Annotated in this window: 17 protein-coding genes; 7 read left to right on the top strand and 10 right to left on the bottom strand. The window is 41.2% G+C overall.

What is annotated here, in order from left to right; genetic code table 11:
• Positions 1 to 182: 182 nt before the first annotated feature.
• Positions 183 to 1,631, bottom strand: coding sequence for a hypothetical protein (locus RMZ42_RS01730; protein WP_322669756.1), 1,449 nt, complete (start codon positions 1,629 to 1,631; stop codon positions 183 to 185).
• A gap of 338 nt (positions 1,632 to 1,969) precedes the next feature.
• Here RMZ42_RS01730 and RMZ42_RS01735 point away from each other — a divergent pair, with 338 nt between their 5' ends.
• On the top strand, positions 1,970 to 2,683 hold the full coding sequence (locus tag RMZ42_RS01735) for a peptidoglycan-binding protein (RefSeq protein WP_322669757.1): 714 nt from the start codon (positions 1,970 to 1,972) through the stop codon (positions 2,681 to 2,683).
• A gap of 30 nt (positions 2,684 to 2,713) precedes the next feature.
• Here the strand turns inward: RMZ42_RS01735 and RMZ42_RS01740 are convergent, their stop codons facing one another.
• Together RMZ42_RS01740 and RMZ42_RS01745 are read right to left on the bottom strand one after the other, a co-directional pair.
• Complete coding sequence (locus RMZ42_RS01740; protein WP_322669758.1) at positions 2,714 to 3,607, bottom strand: SDH family Clp fold serine proteinase; 894 nt, start codon at positions 3,605 to 3,607, stop codon at positions 2,714 to 2,716.
• 98 nt (positions 3,608 to 3,705) lie between these two features.
• Positions 3,706 to 5,607, bottom strand: a complete 1,902-nt coding sequence (locus RMZ42_RS01745) for a serine/threonine-protein kinase (RefSeq protein WP_322669759.1) — start codon at positions 5,605 to 5,607, stop codon at positions 3,706 to 3,708.
• Positions 5,608 to 5,903: 296 nt separating this feature from the next.
• Here RMZ42_RS01745 and RMZ42_RS01750 point away from each other — a divergent pair, with 296 nt between their 5' ends.
• Positions 5,904 to 6,824: a Tll0287-like domain-containing protein gene (locus RMZ42_RS01750; protein WP_322669760.1), complete on the top strand. Its 921-nt coding sequence runs from the start codon at positions 5,904 to 5,906 to the stop codon at positions 6,822 to 6,824.
• Between the two features lie 293 nt (positions 6,825 to 7,117).
• Here RMZ42_RS01750 and RMZ42_RS01755 read toward each other — a convergent pair whose 3' ends face one another.
• Positions 7,118 to 8,359, bottom strand: coding sequence for a serine/threonine-protein kinase (locus RMZ42_RS01755; protein ID WP_322669861.1), 1,242 nt, complete (start codon positions 8,357 to 8,359; stop codon positions 7,118 to 7,120).
• A 358-nt stretch (positions 8,360 to 8,717) separates the two neighbouring features.
• On the opposite strand from RMZ42_RS01755, the gene RMZ42_RS01760 reads away from it, so the two are divergent.
• Positions 8,718 to 8,894: a hypothetical protein gene (locus RMZ42_RS01760; protein ID WP_322669761.1), complete on the top strand. Its 177-nt coding sequence runs from the start codon at positions 8,718 to 8,720 to the stop codon at positions 8,892 to 8,894.
• A 49-nt stretch (positions 8,895 to 8,943) separates the two neighbouring features.
• On the opposite strand, the gene RMZ42_RS01765 is transcribed toward RMZ42_RS01760, so the two are convergent.
• From RMZ42_RS01765 to radA, 4 genes are all read right to left on the bottom strand, one after another.
• Positions 8,944 to 9,756, bottom strand: a complete 813-nt coding sequence (locus tag RMZ42_RS01765) for a Uma2 family endonuclease (protein ID WP_322669762.1) — start codon at positions 9,754 to 9,756, stop codon at positions 8,944 to 8,946.
• Between the two features lie 5 nt (positions 9,757 to 9,761).
• A complete protein-coding gene (locus tag RMZ42_RS01770; RefSeq protein ID WP_322669763.1) occupies positions 9,762 to 10,112 on the bottom strand; it encodes a type II toxin-antitoxin system PemK/MazF family toxin in 351 nt (116 codons plus the stop codon).
• A gap of 19 nt (positions 10,113 to 10,131) precedes the next feature.
• On the bottom strand, positions 10,132 to 10,860 hold the full coding sequence (locus tag RMZ42_RS01775; RefSeq protein ID WP_322669764.1) for a Uma2 family endonuclease: 729 nt from the start codon (positions 10,858 to 10,860) through the stop codon (positions 10,132 to 10,134).
• Positions 10,861 to 11,054: 194 nt separating this feature from the next.
• Complete coding sequence (gene radA, locus RMZ42_RS01780) at positions 11,055 to 12,584, bottom strand: DNA repair protein RadA (protein WP_322669765.1); 1,530 nt, start codon at positions 12,582 to 12,584, stop codon at positions 11,055 to 11,057.
• Positions 12,585 to 12,755: 171 nt separating this feature from the next.
• Between radA and rpaB the strand changes: the two genes are divergently transcribed.
• Positions 12,756 to 13,484, top strand: coding sequence for a response regulator transcription factor RpaB (gene rpaB, locus RMZ42_RS01785; protein WP_292866575.1), 729 nt, complete (start codon positions 12,756 to 12,758; stop codon positions 13,482 to 13,484).
• 105 nt (positions 13,485 to 13,589) lie between these two features.
• Entirely contained in the window at positions 13,590 to 14,240 is a 651-nt protein-coding gene (locus RMZ42_RS01790) for a cofactor assembly of complex C subunit B (protein WP_322669766.1), read from the top strand.
• A 111-nt stretch (positions 14,241 to 14,351) separates the two neighbouring features.
• On the opposite strand, the gene RMZ42_RS01795 is transcribed toward RMZ42_RS01790, so the two are convergent.
• On the bottom strand, positions 14,352 to 15,266 hold the full coding sequence (locus RMZ42_RS01795) for a M48 family metallopeptidase (protein ID WP_322669767.1): 915 nt from the start codon (positions 15,264 to 15,266) through the stop codon (positions 14,352 to 14,354).
• 337 nt (positions 15,267 to 15,603) lie between these two features.
• Here RMZ42_RS01795 and RMZ42_RS01800 point away from each other — a divergent pair, with 337 nt between their 5' ends.
• Together RMZ42_RS01800 and RMZ42_RS01805 are read left to right on the top strand one after the other, a co-directional pair.
• A complete protein-coding gene (locus RMZ42_RS01800) occupies positions 15,604 to 16,122 on the top strand; it encodes a DUF456 domain-containing protein (RefSeq protein ID WP_322669768.1) in 519 nt (172 codons plus the stop codon).
• Positions 16,123 to 16,670: 548 nt separating this feature from the next.
• On the top strand, positions 16,671 to 17,336 hold the full coding sequence (locus RMZ42_RS01805; RefSeq protein ID WP_322669769.1) for a PEP-CTERM sorting domain-containing protein: 666 nt from the start codon (positions 16,671 to 16,673) through the stop codon (positions 17,334 to 17,336).
• Positions 17,337 to 17,599: 263 nt separating this feature from the next.
• Here RMZ42_RS01805 and nblB read toward each other — a convergent pair whose 3' ends face one another.
• Positions 17,600 to 18,265, bottom strand: a complete 666-nt coding sequence (gene nblB / locus RMZ42_RS01810) for a phycobilisome degradation protein NblB (RefSeq protein WP_322669770.1) — start codon at positions 18,263 to 18,265, stop codon at positions 17,600 to 17,602.
• Positions 18,266 to 18,274: the final 9 nt, after the last annotated feature.

The following is an 18,274-nucleotide window of genomic DNA, read 5'->3' on the forward strand; positions in this document are numbered from 1 at the left end:
CCACTTCCTGCGATAGGTATATCTTCCAAGAAGTCTTGTGACGAACCAAGTTATGATTCGCCTAATTCGAGTTTAGCGCATTTCTTTTATAGTCGTGTATTGGGCATGGGGCATGGGGCATTGGACATTGGTTATTCTTCTTGTCCTCTCATCTCCCCTGCTCCCCTGCCCCTCTGCTCTCCCTACCCTTCTCGTATTTTGGGGAGAATAGCGCCTTTATCTACTACCACCGGAACTGATACTTGTGTTCTTAGCTGCCGGGTTTGCTCGATAATTTGGTCTATGTCTTCTTGGGATAAACGCTGGACGTAGTTGAGTTTGATTTCCTCTAAGAAGTCAAAAAGTAAACTTTGAATTTCTGAGAGTACATGTTTTTCCTTGATTTGAGATCCTAAGACCTGGGTGAAGCTTTCTACTAGCTGACTGGTGAGTTGTGCTCCTACAGGGTCTTCAACAGCGCTAACTAAAGTTTTGTAAAGATTAGTTGTGATTTGAGTCGCCAGTTGTTCGCTTAACTGGGTTTGAGCCTGTGCCACGCCAGGGAGATTCTGGAGGTTGCGGTAGACGGGGACTTGATGGAAGACGGTTTCGATGTTGTGGCGCAGAATGGCAACGATCGCAGGTTGGATATCAGGTAGCACTTGGTAGACAATTGTTTTTACCAAAAGACCTGCGATCGCTTCCACTTCATTCACATTATTAATATCTATGTAGGGACGTAAATTTTCTTGTTGCGAGAGCCAGCTTGTCAATTCACCCCGCTGAATTGAACCCTGAACCTGATTAATCACTCTCACCACAACAATTTCTGTGAGTTCTTCAGCAAAATTGGCGACAATCCCCTGATTAATTTGCTTTCGCACTGGATGCAGATTCAATAACTGAGCTCGATCGAGGCGAATTAATACAGGTATAATTCGCAACCCTCGCCAAAAGGGTATTAGTAAAAATAAATCGTACCAACGCCACAATAGTGCTTCTAACCAGCTAAAACCAGGATGTTGGCGTCTGAGCAAGAAAGTGCGCCCCAGCAATTCTACGCCAAATAAAATCACAAAAGGTAAGTCAATAATCCAGAATTTATCAATAAAATCGCCATTTTCCCCGATTTGGCGGTAGTAGTTACTGGCGATCAAAGGGCGGATGCTTTTGTTGAAAAAATTAATTTCTTTATCCCAGCTATTTTGTGATAGGTGCGGCTGACTCCAAAAAGTAGCGAAGGACTGTTTTGCAGATTCTTTGCGGATGTGCGATCGCATCCTTTGTTTGATTTTCTCCAGAGTCCCACTCTTATTAGCTCCCGCAAACGGGTTACTGTCAATCATCTCGCTACTAAGACGACTTATTTGTATTAGCCTGTTATTTACCTGAGGCGACTGTAACCCAGTTTGCCTAACTTGTTCCTCTAATGCGTCTACTGTTTCTAGATAACTTTTTGTGTCTCGATGACTTTCAATACCTTTGATTGGGTCATAAATATTAGTAATTTGGGGAAGTTTTCGCAAGTAGAAATCTCGCCAAGGTACATAACTTAAATCAAACAACACTAAACCTAAATTTACTGCGGCAGCAATTGCCATAAATCTTTCAACCCAAAGATTACGCTGCTTAGAAGATTTTATATTTTTCATTTTTTGTAATATATGATACTTGTTGAGGTCCACAGGTAAAGAGACTGCTTTTCACCTTCAGCTGACGCTCAATGCACAGATGTGATTTTCTAACGCAGTTTAGGGTTAAAAGGGTATATTCGCTTCAAATGATAACCGCTATATCTTTACTTATACAAGATACTTCTTTTGATGGATGACAGAAGTTATTGTTTAAATATCTAGCTAAATTTAACAAAAAAAAATCACAATTTGTTCAAAATTCATTAAATAATCGTGAAAAAAGTTATTAAACAAACTTAAAATGCAGCTGTTAACGTTTACGATCCTGCTGATTTGACCCAAAGGAGTTTTTAAGTATGTGGTGTGGGTTTGGAAAATCAAGCGCAACCTTTGCTGTTACTTGCCTGATGACTGCTAGTTTGGTAATTACAGACACAGGTTTTGCAGCCCCTCAAAGAAGTTATACACCCCAGCAATTCCGTGAAGTATTGCGGGGATTAGGCTATAACGTCAAGGTAACAAATACCGCTTTGACAGACGAGGAAACTAAAAAGGCAATTCGAGAATTTCAGACTGGTTATAAGCTAAAACCAGTTGATGGCATCGCAGGGCCAAAAACCCAAGATTTTGCTGCTAACATCGTTCAAATTCTACACAGAAATTTGAATGCAGTGGTGAAGCCAAATCCTCCTCTGCCGCGCGATCGTTTTTATGGTTCTCGCACGGAAGAAGTGGTGAAGGAGTATCAGAAGAAATATCAGTTGCAAGAAACTGGAATTGCTAACTTAGCACTCCGCCAAAAGCTGAATGAAGAAGCAAAGACACTCTTCAGCCAGCCGACAACTAAACCGACAGCGACACCGACAGCGACACCGAGAGCAACACCGAGAGCAACACCGAGAGCAACACCGAGAGCGACACCGACAGCTACGCCGACAGCTACGCCAACAGCGACACCGACAGCTACGCCAACAGCGACACCGACAGCTACGCCAACAGCTACACCAACAGCTACACCAACAGCTACACCAACAGCTACACCAACAGCTACACCAACAGCTACACCCTAGTTGCCAAAAAAACTCCTACCCCAAATCCGCTCAAGCGATCTGATTTGGTTCTTCTAAGGGTCTGCCCTTGGGTGTAGGTAGAATTGGACGGCGGTCATTGTAAGGCATAGGAATGTACTGCACGCTGGGTCGTCCTCCTTGTGGCTGTGGGTACATATCCATGAGATTATAAATAGAATGGGGCAGTCCGACGGTTACGGGCAGCCCCATTTCTGTTGCTTCTTCAATAGTGATGGGATAGTCATGGGTGACGCGCCCAGTTGTCAAGGCTTCGATAATCGGTTCGATATTTTCTGGCAGAACTTTTTGTTTAGGTACACTGTCTTTTAGCAAAGTTCGTACAAACCGCTGTACCTGCTGTATTGCTTTGCGTGATAGGTCAGCCATAATTAGGGTTTGGTCATCAATCTCACCGATGGGTTTATCTTCAACCACTTTCAGAATACTGGCTGCGGGGTAATTACCCAGTTGGGGATCGACTGGACCCAAGACAGCGTTAGCATCCATAATAATTTCATCAGAGGCGAGGGCAAGCATTGTACCGCCACTCATAGCATAGTGAGGTACAAAAACTGTGACTTTTGCTTGGTGGCGAATTAACGCTCTGGCGATTTGTTCCGTAGCTAAAACCAAACCGCCAGGAGTGTGCAAAATTAAGTCAATTGCTACATCTGGCGGTGTGAGGCGAATTGCTCGCAATATTTGTTCTGAGTCTTCAATAGTAATGTAGCGAGATATAGGAATTCCCAAAAAGCTAATGGACTCTTGACGGTGAATTAGTAAAATCACCCGACTTTTGCGTTCCTGTTGGAATTCTTGTAAAGCACGCAAGCGCCGATATTCTATTTGACGTTTTTGCCAAAGGGGTTGCAAAGAAGTCAGAAGGAGGAAAATCCAGAATAAATCACCAATACCAAAGCCCATATAATTTATTTTTGTTCAAAAATAACGGTTGCCGTCATTATTGTCACAAATTTGGGGCGATCGCAGTTCTATCTGTAGATTTATAGAAAAATTACGAATTATTTACTACCCCTTCGCCAAATTTTAATAGTGTCGTCATCACTACCGCTAACTAGGGTTTGGCCATCGGGACTGAAGGCGACACATCTAACATAGTTGGAATGCCCTGTAAGTGTGCTGATTTCTCTGCCACTGTGTATGTGCCACAGTTTGATAGTGTTGTCCCAACTGCCACTAGCGAGAAATTGTCCATCCTGGCTAAAGGCGACTGACCAAACTGAATCAGAATGACCTATGAGAGTACGAATTTCTTTGCCTGTATTTATATGCCAGAGTTTAATCGTGTTGTCACCACTGCCACTGGCGATAATTTCCCCATTTTTGCTGAAGGCGATACAGTTGACAAAGAAAGAATGGCCTGTGAATGTGTAAATGTTCTTGCCCGTGTATACTTGCCACAATTTAATAGTGTAATCATTACTGCCACTAGCCACCAGTTGTCTATCCTGGCTATTGGTTGTAAACGTTCTCGGAGAGTAGGCGACTGACGAAACTGGGTCGGAATGACCTGTGAAAGTTTGGATTTCTATGCCTGTGTTTACCTGCCACAGTTTGATTGTGCAGTCAGCGCTGCCACTAGCCAAAAACTTGCCATCTGGACTAAAAATAACGGAATTTACCCAATTAGCATGACCAGTGAGAGTACGAATTTCTTTACCCGTGTTCACATCCCACAATTTGATTGTATTATCCCAACTCCCGCTAGCTAAGATTCCCCGATTTAGGTCTGCAACTCCCGCAGATTTGCCGGATTCGCCTTGATAAGAAAGGTTTGAAGAGATTGGGATTGGGCTAAAGGCGACCGAATGAACCATACTGGAATGACTAGAAGGCCAACGACCCAGTTGACGCACTAGCTTGCCAGTACTCACTTGCCAAAGTTTGATGGTCTTGTCATTACTGCCACTAGCAATAAATTGTCCGTCTGGGCTAATGGCGATCGCATGAACCATACTAGAATGACCTTTGAGGGTCTGTACGCATTTCCAGTTCTGCCGATCTAATACAACAGGTACAGGTAGTTGCAGCTTAGGGGTTATCACTAAATTAGATGAGCTTTTTGTTACATACTCCCCTGTCTCAGGGCCTAATAAATCCAACCACTCTTGCACAGACTGGGGACGATACGTTGACTCCAGATCCATGCCGCACATAATAGCTTGATTTACCCTATTGGTGATGTTGGGATTAAAATATTGTGGTGGTTCTAAATTAATATTGTGACGTCTATCATCTGCACTAGTCGGTACAACTGCGGTAAGCAAATTATACAAAGTAGCGGCTAGGGCGTAAATATCAATATATTCTCCTCGCGGCGCTTCTGATTCATACTGTTCAGGTGGGGCAAAACCAGGAGTACGATACACTGTATGCCTTTGGATCGTATTAGGAATAAATTCTCTAGCGATGCCAAAGTCTATCAGCACTGCTTCTAATTTATCAATGCGGATCATGATGTTGCGTGGTTTGAGATCCCGATGCAACAGTCCTTTAGAATGGATTAAGGTCAAAGCATCGCCAATTTGCCGGATGTAAAGTAGTGCTTCTGCCTCTGATAACACTCCTATTCGCCTCAAGCGCTGTGCTAAGTCTTCCCCTTCGATGTAATCCATCACCATGCAGGGCAAATTTCCCTCATCGAAGATGGTTTCTATCTGTACTATATGAGGATGGTGGCACACAGCCAGCCGAACTGCTTCATCACGAAAGTCTTGCCGTAACTTGTTTCGGTGGAGTATCCAGGCGGGGTGATTCAGGATTTCTTCTTTGAGGGTTTTAATCACTCGCTGTTGATTTCGTTGATTTCTGGCAAGATAAGTAATGCCAATTCCGCCTTCACCTAGTTGGCTTTCAATAATGTAGCGTCCCCCGAATAAAGACTTTCCTGCATTCCACACCATTAGTAATATTTGACAATTGCTGGTATTTATTTTGGCACGGTATTCAGTTCAGCCAACACGAATTTTTGGGAATTCCATTTGAATTGCTGTTGTAGCTTTTTAGAACTTACTTACTTAGATAACATTTTCATTAACCTCAATAATTACTAATAGTATAAAGTTTGGATATACCCTCATAGTTTTGGCTAAACTATGCCTTTATACGAAAAAATGAAAGTTGATTGCTCATGTTACAGTAAACAGTAACTTTAGACATATTTGTTCATAATAATTTGACTTGTAGGTAATCTAAAATTATGCTAAAGAATCTCAATTTGAAACAAAAATTTACAATTCTGCTACTGGTAATTTTGACATTTGGTCTGAGCTTGAGTGGATTTACTCTTTCTTCTCTACTGAGGGAGAATGCTAAACAAGATATTAGCTCCACTGGTCTCATGCTCATCCAAACAATGAGTTCTGTTCGTAAATACACCAGTACTCAAGTGAATCCAGAGCTAGTTGATAAATTGGCTACTGAATTTTTGCCACAAACCGTTCCTGGATACTCAGCACGAGAAGTGTTTGAAATTTTACGGAAAACAACAGACTACCGTGATTTCTTTTATAAAGAAGCAACTCTCAATCCCACAAATCTTCGGGATAAGGCTGACGGTTTTGAGACGGAAATTGTAGAACAGTTCAGAAATAAATCAGACCTTAAAGAAGTTAGTGGATTTCGCTCAATTCCTGGTGGGGATATCTTTTATATTGCTCGTCCCTTAGCAGTGTCTGAACAAAGCTGTCTGGCCTGTCATAGCGTACCTGAAGCTGCACCTCAAAGTATGATTAGTCTTTATGGTGCTGCTAATGGATTTGGGTGGAAACTTAATGAAATTGTTGGCGCTCAGATTATATCAGTACCCGCCAAGAATGTCATTAATAAAGCAAATCAGTCTTCTTTACTAATTATCTTGATTGTATCAGCTATATTTATAGCGACTATCCTATTAGTCAACTTGTTCTTGAATCGACAAGTTGTGAAGCCTCTCAAACGCATGACTCGCATAGCCGAAGAAGTTAGTACGGGACATATGGAAGTTGAATTTGAGCAGATGTCTAATGATGAAATCGGTAATTTAGCTAGAGCCTTTAAACGGATGCAGTTAAGTTTAGAAATGGCGATGAAAAGAATCAAACGTACTCAAGGAGGTACAGGCGATTACAATAATTTCTAATGACGTTCTCTCTAAGAGACTTAAAAGCGTAGCTTGCTTCTCTGTAAGGGTACGCAAACTCGCTTTGCGGGACACTAACTTAATTAAGCTCTGTACAAGACGTTGCGTGTAACTTGCTTCCCTCATAGAAGTATACAGAATCGCTTTGCAGGATGTTAACGTAATTAATTTTTGTTTCTAGGATATTTAAACCTACTAAAAAAGTTTGCTAATTTTATTAGCTTTGTTGACTTAAACCCATAGAATTAGTTAAAAGATTAAAAATTATTCCTCAATCCGTGATGTCTAAATCTCTATGAAAATAAGCTTTTTTTAAATTCAAAAGCTGCTTGAAAATTAGGAATCTCCTTAGTTACAAGTTCAATAAATTGGTCCGCTGAAATATAAGGATTGTGGGCTAGTATTTCTTCTATAATCAGATTTGCCATTGGGCCGATGTGGTAGGCTAATTCTTGCTGACAATGTTTGATAAATGCTGGTTGGAGTGAAGATTGTTGTTCAATTCTTTGCCCAGTTTGTGGACTAGTGGGTGAATTAAAAATTGTTTCTTCAGGTTGGTTATATGACTGCGATAAAGCCGACATAGCCTGAAATTCAGGGTTAAATACCGTAGCCGGTAAATCATCAACCATGATTGCAGAAAACATTGCTATTTCTGGTTCTCGAATACGCTCTAAATCTCGAAGAACTTCGCTGGCTGTTTGGTATCGCTTGTTAGGCCTATCTTCCAACATACAATCAAGTACTTGAGCAAACCCATCAGTAACATAGGTATAATCACGCCAGTTCCATTCAAGTGAGTATTGATCCATTAGTAAAGATGGATCTCTAGCTGTGAGTAATACAATAGCAGTTACACCTAAAGCATAAAGGTCACTAGAGGGTGAACATAAACCCAAACTAATCTGTTCGCGGGGAGCATATCCAACTTTGCCTACAAGGGACATTTTGCCAACAAATGTTACCTGGTGGTTGGAACTTCTCGCCTCGTTAATATCAGCAATTTGCTTGCCTACCCCGAAGTCAATCAGCACTGGCAGATCCTTGCCATCAGGTAACATGATGTTGTCTGGAGAAATATCTCGATGGATGATGTTGTGCTGGTGAACATATTCCAAAACAGGCAGCAGATTCTTTAGCCACTGTATAACTTCGTCTTCTGAAAAATTTCTTCCTTGACGTTGAAGTTCTCCTAGCAGTCTTGAATATGTTTTACCGTCAACATACTCTTGTACTAGGAATAGCCGACCATCTCCTTCAAAGCAAGCCAAAAACTTGGGAATTTGAGGATGTTGCAATTGATGAAGAATTTTCGCCTCTCTTTTAAATAAGTTACGATATTGTTCTAGTCCACTTTCGCCTGTGCCAATGGGTGCAAATTCTTTGAGAACACAGGCTTCATTAAACCGACGAGTGTCAAATGCTAAGTAAGTTCGTCCCAATCCTCCCTGTCCTAGAAGTTTTTGGATAATATAGCGGTTATCGATTAGAGTTCCAGCAGCTATTTCTGGTCTTGTCATAGGGGACTGTGACATCATCATCGCACTCCTAGCGATTTTGTTATTGATAAATTATCTAATTTGCTGAAAGTCAGAAACTCTAGCAGATAAAGGCTGATAACATCCTTTAAATTGAGGTTAGCACCACTATCAAGCCAAGGAAATACACTTTTCTACAATTTTCTGATGGTCTTGTGTTACCAAATAGACAATTTTAACCTGAGTAATTCGATCGTACTACTAATACTTAAGTATTTTAGCCACCGCAACATAATCTGTGTCTGCGGTAATATCTGCAAATGTTCAGGGTATCACTTTTGAGATTTGCTGCTGAACCTTATTTTCCGCATAGTTACCCAATTGAAACTGGGTTGAGGAACAGTAAGGATATAGCGTGACATCATGGTTTTTCATAAAAAATGAGGTTGCTATAGACTTGCTGAAAGAAATATTATATGTATTTCAAGTGCTAAATATGCGATCGCTCTCAAAAATTAATCTTTCTGAGAAACTATATCATTATTCAGATAGCGGCTTCGGCATCGGCGATCGCAGTTTTCAGTACAGATGATTCCTCAAAAGCAGAAAATTATGCTGCGTATCACAAAAGACTTGTGAAGCTATAATAATTCATCTAGTTCATCAGGATTCACGCCTAACTGACGCAAACGTTCTGCTAATTGTTCTACTTTTCGTTTGGCTTGAGCAGCTTCTTGTTCTGCAATCATAGCTCGTTCAGTTGCAGCAGCAGCTTCCTCTGTGGGTGCAAGAATTAATTCTCCTGTCAAAGTGAACCACCTTAACCACAACCTTTCAATATCTCGAAATGAACCTTGCCATAAGCCTAAACTCAAATCTATCTCTGGCATTAATAGGTATCCATCGGTCAAATTCATCGGTTCATAGTGACCGCCGACCAACTGAAAAGCCCGAAGTTCATTAGTATAGCGACTGAAAACAACATAGTAGGGAATCCGCAAAATTCGTTCATAAACTTCCCATTTGCTAGGAGGTTTATCTACTGCACCTTCTCTTCTTGTGCCTAAATCTTCGTCTTCCGTACCTGGAGATAATAACTCAATAACTACAAAGGGATTTGCTGGTTCTTGCCAAGTGACATAACTTAACCGTAAATCTTGCCCTTTGTATAACTTTTCTACACCTACTGCACCAAACCAATCGGGGCGTTTATACCACAAAGGATGCTGTAAATCATAGTAGAGATTAAGGTCAGCCGCACTGTAAACTAGTTCAGGATTCCAGTTAATGGGCTGAAAAGTTAGGTATAAAAGTAAGGGTTGTAAAAAGTGAAAATCGTCTGGCAAGCCTGGTTCCTCTGGGTTGTCACTTGGTAAATCATACATCGTTGGCAGAGTTTCCCAAGGAGGAAGTGGGGGATCAGATTGAGGAATATAGTGGCGAGAAGAAGTCATATTTTTTATTCTTTAATAGAAGACCATATTTGCTGGATGCATTGATCCACTTTTTCCCAATCATTTGGTTGTAAAACTCCTAATTGACGGTCTAATAGATGCTTTTCTACTGTGTTTATCTTATGCAATCTAACTACCGACGAACGCATTAAACCTGCTTGCTGCAATTCTATAATTTCAAAATCAAAAACCGTTTGAGTTTTTTGACTGGTAATCCGGGCCACAATCACATCATCATTTCCTGTGTTTAAAAGTAATAACACTGGGCGAAATTTGAATGTTACTGTATCAGAAAAAGGCATTGTAATAAGTAAGATCCTTAGCTTCTCAAACAAGTCGGGATCAGTAGCTTTCAATTTTTCCTAAAAAATTTCATCACACTTCTGGTTCAATTCCTGCCGCTCGCAATTGTGCTGCTAGTCGTTGGGCGCGTTGTCGTTCTTGTTGGGCGCGTTGGCTTTCCTGTTGAGCTAACTCAGAACCCCAAGGTAAAAGGTTTTCTTGTTCGTCCCACCACCGTAACCACTTTCCTGGGCGATTTTCACGAGTACCTTGCCACACCCCAAGGTAAAGATTCATTTCTGCTATCCAGTAGAGTTGATTTTCATCAGGCCCTTGCAAAATGTATTGTTCTGTATTCTGCAAGCGATACATCTCGAAACTGCCGCTATCTGGCTCAAAGATAATATAGTTTGGTACTTTTAAGATGCGCTCGTAGAAAAACCATTTTCCTGGGGGATATGTTGCTTTGATAGAATATTCTGTTTCCTGTGTATCGGAAATAAATTCCATCACAATTACGGGAATATCACCCTGTAATTGAGGTGTGTAACTGCGTATTACTTCTTCTCTACTAACATTAATTTTGGCAATGAAAGCCCAATCAGGAGCTTTAATGACCATTTTCTTGTTTAAAGTGGCACAAATACCGTAATTAGTTGTTGTTAGGGCGTTAGCTGAAATTTTTCCGGCTAATTGTAGGCTTTCTGTAAGTGCAGCAGCTAAGGCTGGTTGGTTGATGTTATCCACTGGATCATCTGGCAGTTTGTAATCATCGGGTAGTTTTTCCCAAGTGATTTGGTAGTCTTGGGTGAGGGCTGTCATGATCGGTTTTCCTTTAGGATTGGGCATTGGGGAGCCAGCGCTGTGGGCGGGTTTCCCGACTTGAGGCGACTGGCGTCATTGGGCATTGGGAAAGAGAAGGCAGGGGTGCACAGGGGCAGAGGGGGAGAGGGGAAAAACTTACTGCAACTTCTTCCCTGCTCCCTCATCTCCCTCATCTTCCTAGTCCCCAATAGTTACTCATCTTCATCAGGTTCTAAATCGTCGGCTGTCAATTCTTGATGCGGGATGGCGGCGATAATCGCATCTATTACTTTGGCAACGGGTAAAATCTCGATATCAAGATCGGGGAATTTTTGTCCTTTAGGGACGATCGCTCTTTTAAATCCCAATTTAGCTGCTTCTTTCAACCTTAGTTCCATTTGGGAAACTGATCGCACTTGTCCACCTAACCCAACTTCACCGATTAATACTGTACCGGGATCGACGATGCGATCGCGGAAACTAGCGACAATTGCGATCGCAATTCCTAAATCTACCGCCGGTTCTTCTACATTCAACCCACCCGCCGAAGCAACGTAAGAATCTAACTTGGACATGGGAATTCCCACTCGTTTTTCTAAGACGGCAAGAATTTGCACTAAGCGGTTGTAGTCTACGCCAGTTCCAGCACGCCGAGGGGAAGGGTAGCTGGTAGGACTCACTAAAGCCTGCAATTCTACAACGATCGGGCGAGTGCCTTCACAAGCCACGACAATGGCAGTACCTGGTGCGGGATCGTCACGGTTGCCTAAAAATAGCTCTGAGGGATTGGAGACTTCTCGCAATCCATCTGTCACCATTTCAAAGATGCCGATTTCGTGAGTTGCGCCGAAACGGTTTTTGACTGTCCGTAATAACCGATGGGAAGCAAAGCGATCGCCTTCAAAATACAACACTGTATCGACTAAATGTTCTAAAACTTTTGGCCCAGCGATCGCTCCTTCTTTGGTGACGTGTCCCACAATCAGCATGGTGATATCTTCGTGCTTCGCCACTTTCATCAGTGCTGCGGTACATTCTCGTACCTGAGCCACTGAACCTGGTGCAGAAGTCAACGCCGGAAAAAACACTGTTTGGATACTATCAATTACCGCCACATTTGGTTTGAGAGAGTCTATTTCCCGTAAAATTTCTTCTAAATCTGTTTCTGGCAGTACATATAAATCTGCACCTATACTGTCAGGGTCTATAGAAATCGTAGTATCTTCTACTACTACTGTTACCTTCTCCTCGTTTACCATACTTAGGGGTTTTGATACTCCCAACCGAGAAGCTCGTAATTTTACCTGCTGTCCTGATTCTTCACCGGTTACGTAAAGGATGCGATATTTCTGTGCTAATTGATTAGATACTTGCAACAATAAAGTCGATTTACCAATCCCTGGATCGCCACCAATCAGTACCATAGAGCCAGGGACAACCCCACCGCCAAGTACTCGATCTAATTCTCCATAACCAGACTCCCAGCGAGCGATTTGGCGATCGGTAATTTGGTTAAATGTTAAGGAGGCTCGCGCTTTAGCTGGTTTAGCGTGAGATTTGCCATTGCTTTGAGTTGATTGCCAACCACTCACTCCCCCCCGACTGGGTACATCTACTGAGGATTGAATCGAAATTTGTTCTTCTAGAGAGTTGTAAGTGCCGCAAGCTGGACACTTACCAAACCATTGGGGCGATTCTGCTCCACATTCATTACAAACAAAAAAGGTTTTTGGCTTTGCCATTCTTAAATCTTATTAAATAATCTTAATATTTACTTAATTCTTGAAAAAAACTAAAAACTAATAATATGTGGTATTTAGAGCTTTTTCCAAATCAATTCATAGAATGATATCTTAATATTATGGTATTAAAAATTAATCATGTAAATTTTTAGTCAAGGAGCCTAGAGAAACTTGGAAAGCCATAAAGAAAAAATCTTGGTGGTAGACGACGAAGCCAGCATTCGCCGGATTTTGGAAACACGCCTTTCCATGATTGGCTACGATGTAGTGACCGCTGGCGACGGGGAAGAAGCTTTGGATACTTTTCGCAAAACTGAGCCTGACCTGGTAGTTTTAGATGTAATGATGCCAAAGTTAGACGGCTATGGTGTATGTCAAGAATTACGAAAAGAATCAGATGTCCCCATTATTATGCTAACAGCTTTGGGTGATGTCGCCGATCGCATCACCGGCTTAGAATTGGGTGCTGATGACTATGTAGTTAAACCATTTTCCCCCAAGGAGCTAGAAGCCCGGATTCGCTCGGTGCTGCGGCGAGTAGATAAAAACGGTGCTTCTGGAATTCCCAGTTCTGGGGTAATTCATGTCGCGAATATTAAAATCGATACGAATAAGCGACAAGTCTACAAAGGCGATGAGCGGATTCGATTGACGGGTATGGAGTTCAGCTTGTTAGAGTTGTTAGTCAGTCGCTCTGGAGAAGCTTTTTCTCGTTCGGAAATTTTGCAGGAAGTATGGGGTTATACACCAGAACGCCATGTGGATACCCGCGTAGTAGATGTGCATATATCGCGTTTGCGGGCAAAATTAGAAGACGATCCTAGCAACCCAGAATTGATTCTCACCGCGCGGGGTACTGGTTATCTTTTCCAGCGGATTATTGAACCAGGGGAAGAGTGAGGAGATGAGGTAGGGGGGCAGGGGAGCAGGGGAGCAGGGGGCAGAGGAAAATAATAATAACTAATGCCCCATGCTCAATAACAAATGACAAATGACAAATGACAAATGACTAAACCCGATCCTAATCGAGTTTTGCGGCGTCTACCCATTGTTGTAGGTGGTCTAGGCGCTGTACTTTTATTGATTAACCGTTTATTAACACCGGAATTAACCCAATCTCAATCGCGTGGTGATGTAGTGGGCGTGATTTTGAGTGCGGTGTTAATTTTGACAGGTTTAATTTGGCAGCAAGTTCAGCCGCGATCGCCTGATACTGTAGAACTAATAGGAGAAGAAGGTTTTGTACTCGCACCAGATTTACCCGAAGCCGTAAAAACAGAGCTAGCTTGGGCATCTCATTTATTGTTGACTAATACAGTAACGCGATCGCTCGTGGTTTTTTATCAAGGTAAAGTTTTGTTGCGTCGCGGGATTCTGGGTACTAAATCTGAGGTTGTGCCAGGAGTAATCTTAAAACAGGTACTCGAAAAACAAAAGCCGATTTATTTAGTTGCTCTAAAAATATATCCAGGTAGAGTTGAATTTGATTATTTACCAGAAAATACTCAAGGTGTAATTTGTCAACCTATTGGCAACCAAGGTGCGTTAATTTTGGGCGCGAATGCTCCTCGCAGTTACACCAAACAAGATGAAAACTGGATTGCAGGAATTGCTGATAAATTAGCCGTTACTCTTGACTCGACTTTATCCAACTAAGTGACGTAAAAATTTAGCTTGGTCATGTGGGACAATAACTCGTAATTTGTAATTCCTACTCAAATTAACTTGCTTGTATCTATAGTTAATTACGAATTACGAATTATTAAGTCACCAAGAAGTCAAAAAATTCCAACCTTCCTTTTCTTCTGGTGTCTTTGCTTCTTTTTCTTCTGGTTCTTCCGGGATATTTAAATTTGTCTGTTGAATTAAATTATCATAAGCTCCTGAATCAACCCATTTTAATAATTCGCCAGCCCGCATAACTATCCAAGAAAGCCCAGGCTCTGTATAACTTAATATTTTAGTGACTTTATCCACGCTATCAAAGTTATTGGATGCAAATTCACGGGCTTGGATAAGAAAATCTTCAATTACAGTAGTAGTCAAGTACTCATCTGGTAAACCTGCAAGTTTCATCAGTGTAGTAGTTGCTACGTCAATATCCTGACAAGCAAGCATTGCAGCCCGATCGGCAGTGAATCTAGCCATCATTCGCCAATTATACAAACCTAGTTCCATTCCGCCAGCTACCAAGCCACCGACTCCGAGTGTGGTACTGCTCAACAAATTTTTCAAAGTTGGCATAACAATTGCCATTTGGTGATAAACCATGTGCTGACTTTTGATGCGAGCGACTTCATGTCCGAAAATGTAAAGCAACTCATCTACGCCAAGCCACTCCATTGCATCTAAATTGATACCGACAATGGGTTTTTCTACGCCAACAATGTAGCTTTGAATGTGACCTGTGCCTCGAAATAGATACAATTCAGGAAGTGGAGCAACATCAAGAATTTGGCAGGTTTCTACAAATGCTTGATGTAATTCGGGAAAATTACGGGGCGAAATTCTGATTTCACTACCAAGACTTTGCAGTCTAAGTAGGCGATCGATACCGTATTCGTTAATTTTTTTGAGTAGTAGTGAGACACCGGGCATATTTTGTAAAGAAGCCAAGGCTTTGCGATCGAAGGGGTGCTCGTAGGCTTCCGAACTTAGTCCAGTTAATATTTTTCTCGTCATAGGTTTTGAGCTTTTAAATAGCAGTTTAGAAGCATTAGGCAAACTTGCACTACATTGTACTAGGCATTTTTCGCTATCTTACCCAGATAGAATAAACAGTAGGGGATTACAGATGTGCATTGGTGTCAACTTAACGTGAAAGCCAGCCTAGAACCAGCTTTTAGATATTGTTTCGTTGTCTCGTTTCTAGTCTCCGACTGGGAATGCCGTCCTAGAGGCTCTGCCGCCAGGAGCAGCATTTCGCTGGAAACGGGATTTGAAAAGGCTTCTAGCTTAAGTTGACACCAATAACAGATGTGCGCCCCAATGAGAGAATTTGGAAATTTACAATTAATCTATGCAAATTATTTATTGGCTATTAGTTGCTGTAATGGTTGTGGGTATTATTGGTGCTGTAGTTCCAGCCATTCCCGGTAGCAGCTTAATTTTAATTGCAATTATTGTCTGGGGCATCGTTAGTAGTTCTTTTGCAGTTATCAAGATTCCACTAATTGTGACAATTATAGTTTTACTGCTCAGTGTCGGAGTAGATTTTTTAGCTAGCTATGTAGGAGCAAAACAAGCTGGAGCTAGCAAGTGGGGGCAAATTGGCGCAATTGTTGGTTTGGTGGTAGGATTTTTGGGATTATTGCCAACTTTACCTTTTGGGGGGCCATTATTAGGAATTTTACTAGGCCCGCTTTTGGGAGCAATTATTGGTGAGTACCTTTACCGACGTGAATTTGGGTTAGCGGTTAAAGCAGGTATAGGAATTGTAGTTGGGTCTTTGGTTGGAAATTTGATTCAAGGATTGTTAGCGATCGCCGCAGTTGTAGTTTTTGTTGTGACAACCTGGCCACAGGTATATGGCTCTTAGCATTTAAAAAATCTGACAGATTTGAGAACAGAGATAATAGCTAGCAACTAGCTATTTGTTACAAATATTCAAAAAGACTATCTATAGTAAACAAATACAGCGGTTCCTCCCATTTATTCTATGAGAGGAACCGTTTCACTAAATATTTAGTAACTAGAAAGATTATAGATACACTTCATACTCCATTTATCTAAAATAGAGTTTAGCTGCCAATAGTATTTTTGTATACTATTGTAAGTATATTTGCGTAAATAATTTTTATTGAAGTTGGAGCTATTGCCAATAATTTCAACCCTAGAGAGTAAGAGATATACGAAGCGCAGATATGTAAGAAATTAAAATTTTATGAAGACTATTTGTTAATTGAAGATGTGATGAAGACCACTCAGTAAATATTGCAGGTTCTAAGTCTATGTGATTTTATGGAGATAAGAAATACATCACGCAAGTTTCGCTTTCACTGACAGTATTTTAAATAGATTACTGATAGTAAAGGTCAAGCAATCGATTTCTCTGTTCCAGGTTATTATTAGGACTCTCAAACACTCATGATTAATTTTAAATCTAAATTACTAAACGCTACTTTAGCTGCTAGTTTTGCAATCCCCTTGGCTACTGCTGGGGTGTTTACATCTGCTGGTTCGGCTCAAGCTGTAACCTTGAACGGAAGTATTGGTCTTACTGGTACATCTATCGTTCCTAGTGATGGAATCAATCCAGCTACTACCAGTATTAAATTTGTCGATGTTGATGGTATTGATACTAATGGTGATTTTGCCGCCTTCTCACCAAGCTTATCAGGCACAGGTATTACCATTAACACTCTAAATTTAACCAAGATAGCTAATATATCAAGCACAACAGCTACATATTCTACAGGCGTTTACACCCCGTTCATTAATTTCGGTTCGCGAACCTTGGGTAGTACTACTGCGCTTCTGACCTTTGATCTAGATGATTCTGTAGTTACCAGAACTCGGAAATCGGCTACCAACATTAATGACGTAATATTGGATGGGATTACGGGGAAATTTAATTTCAATGGAAAAACTATTGGGATTGGCAATTTGGGTGCTTCTCTTAATGGAAAAACAAGCGAGTACCACTTAACTCTCGAAGCAGTTAGCGTTCCTGAGCCAACCACAATGCTAGGTTTAGGTTTAGTTGGTGCTGGCATGGTTATGTCTCGCCGCCGCAAAAGTGCCATTCAATAGTCCTATCCTAAATATAAAAAAGTTACCTTTAATTGCTAAAAGTAACTCTAATTAATCTATTCGATCTGGGTGGAATGCAAATTCTCCCAACCAGGTCGAATTTTTTATACTGTCAGATAAATCTATATGAATGGTGAATTTTCTTAACCTTATACCAATTCAATTAATGATTGCAACACATTCTTGGGTAAAGACGCGATGAATCGCGTCTCTACAAATAGTCTATTTGTCGCATTCTTTTTTCAAATTGGTATTAGATAGACTTAAACTGACTGCAAAGATTGTTTAGCTTCGCTTGCGATCGCATCTACTTCATCATTAGCCAAAGTTTCTAATATAGATTTGGCTTCTGGATTACCCAAACGAGCTAAGGCTTGTACAAGTCTGTAACGAATTTGCCAATCTGGGTTGGTAGCATAAGGAGCCAAGAGAGGAATTGCTTGTACATCTCCCAAGTCACCCAAAGAACTAATAGCAGCAGTTTGGACTAATTCATTTTCTGATGAAAGTGCCTCTTTGAGTAGTTCAAAGGCTCGTGGATCGCCCAACTCTCCTAATGTAGCAATAATACTGAATTGTATTAGCCATTCCTCGGTTGTGTGATAAAGCTGCTGTAAATCTTCAAAAGCTTCACTTAACTTCAGAGCGCCTAAACAGTCTGCTGCTGCTGCTTGTACATCTACTTCGGAGTCATGAAGCAAGCGATCGCGCAAGATATCCAAGGATAACTGTAAATCTTGGGTTCCAAGTGTATCCATTTGACTCACTGCTGAGTAACGAACACGGGAATTGCGATCGCCAATAGCACTTTGAATTAATTCAAAGCCAACCGCAGGTTCCAATTCGCGGATTTGATTTACAGCACGTAAGCGATCGCCTAAATCCTCAGAACTGAGCAATTGCTTAACAGACTCCGGAGTAATACTCATTTAGTTATC

Origin of the sequence: Nostoc sp. DedQUE05 (assembly GCF_034530955.1) — a bacterium.
Classification (GTDB): domain Bacteria; phylum Cyanobacteriota; class Cyanobacteriia; order Cyanobacteriales; family Nostocaceae; genus Nostoc.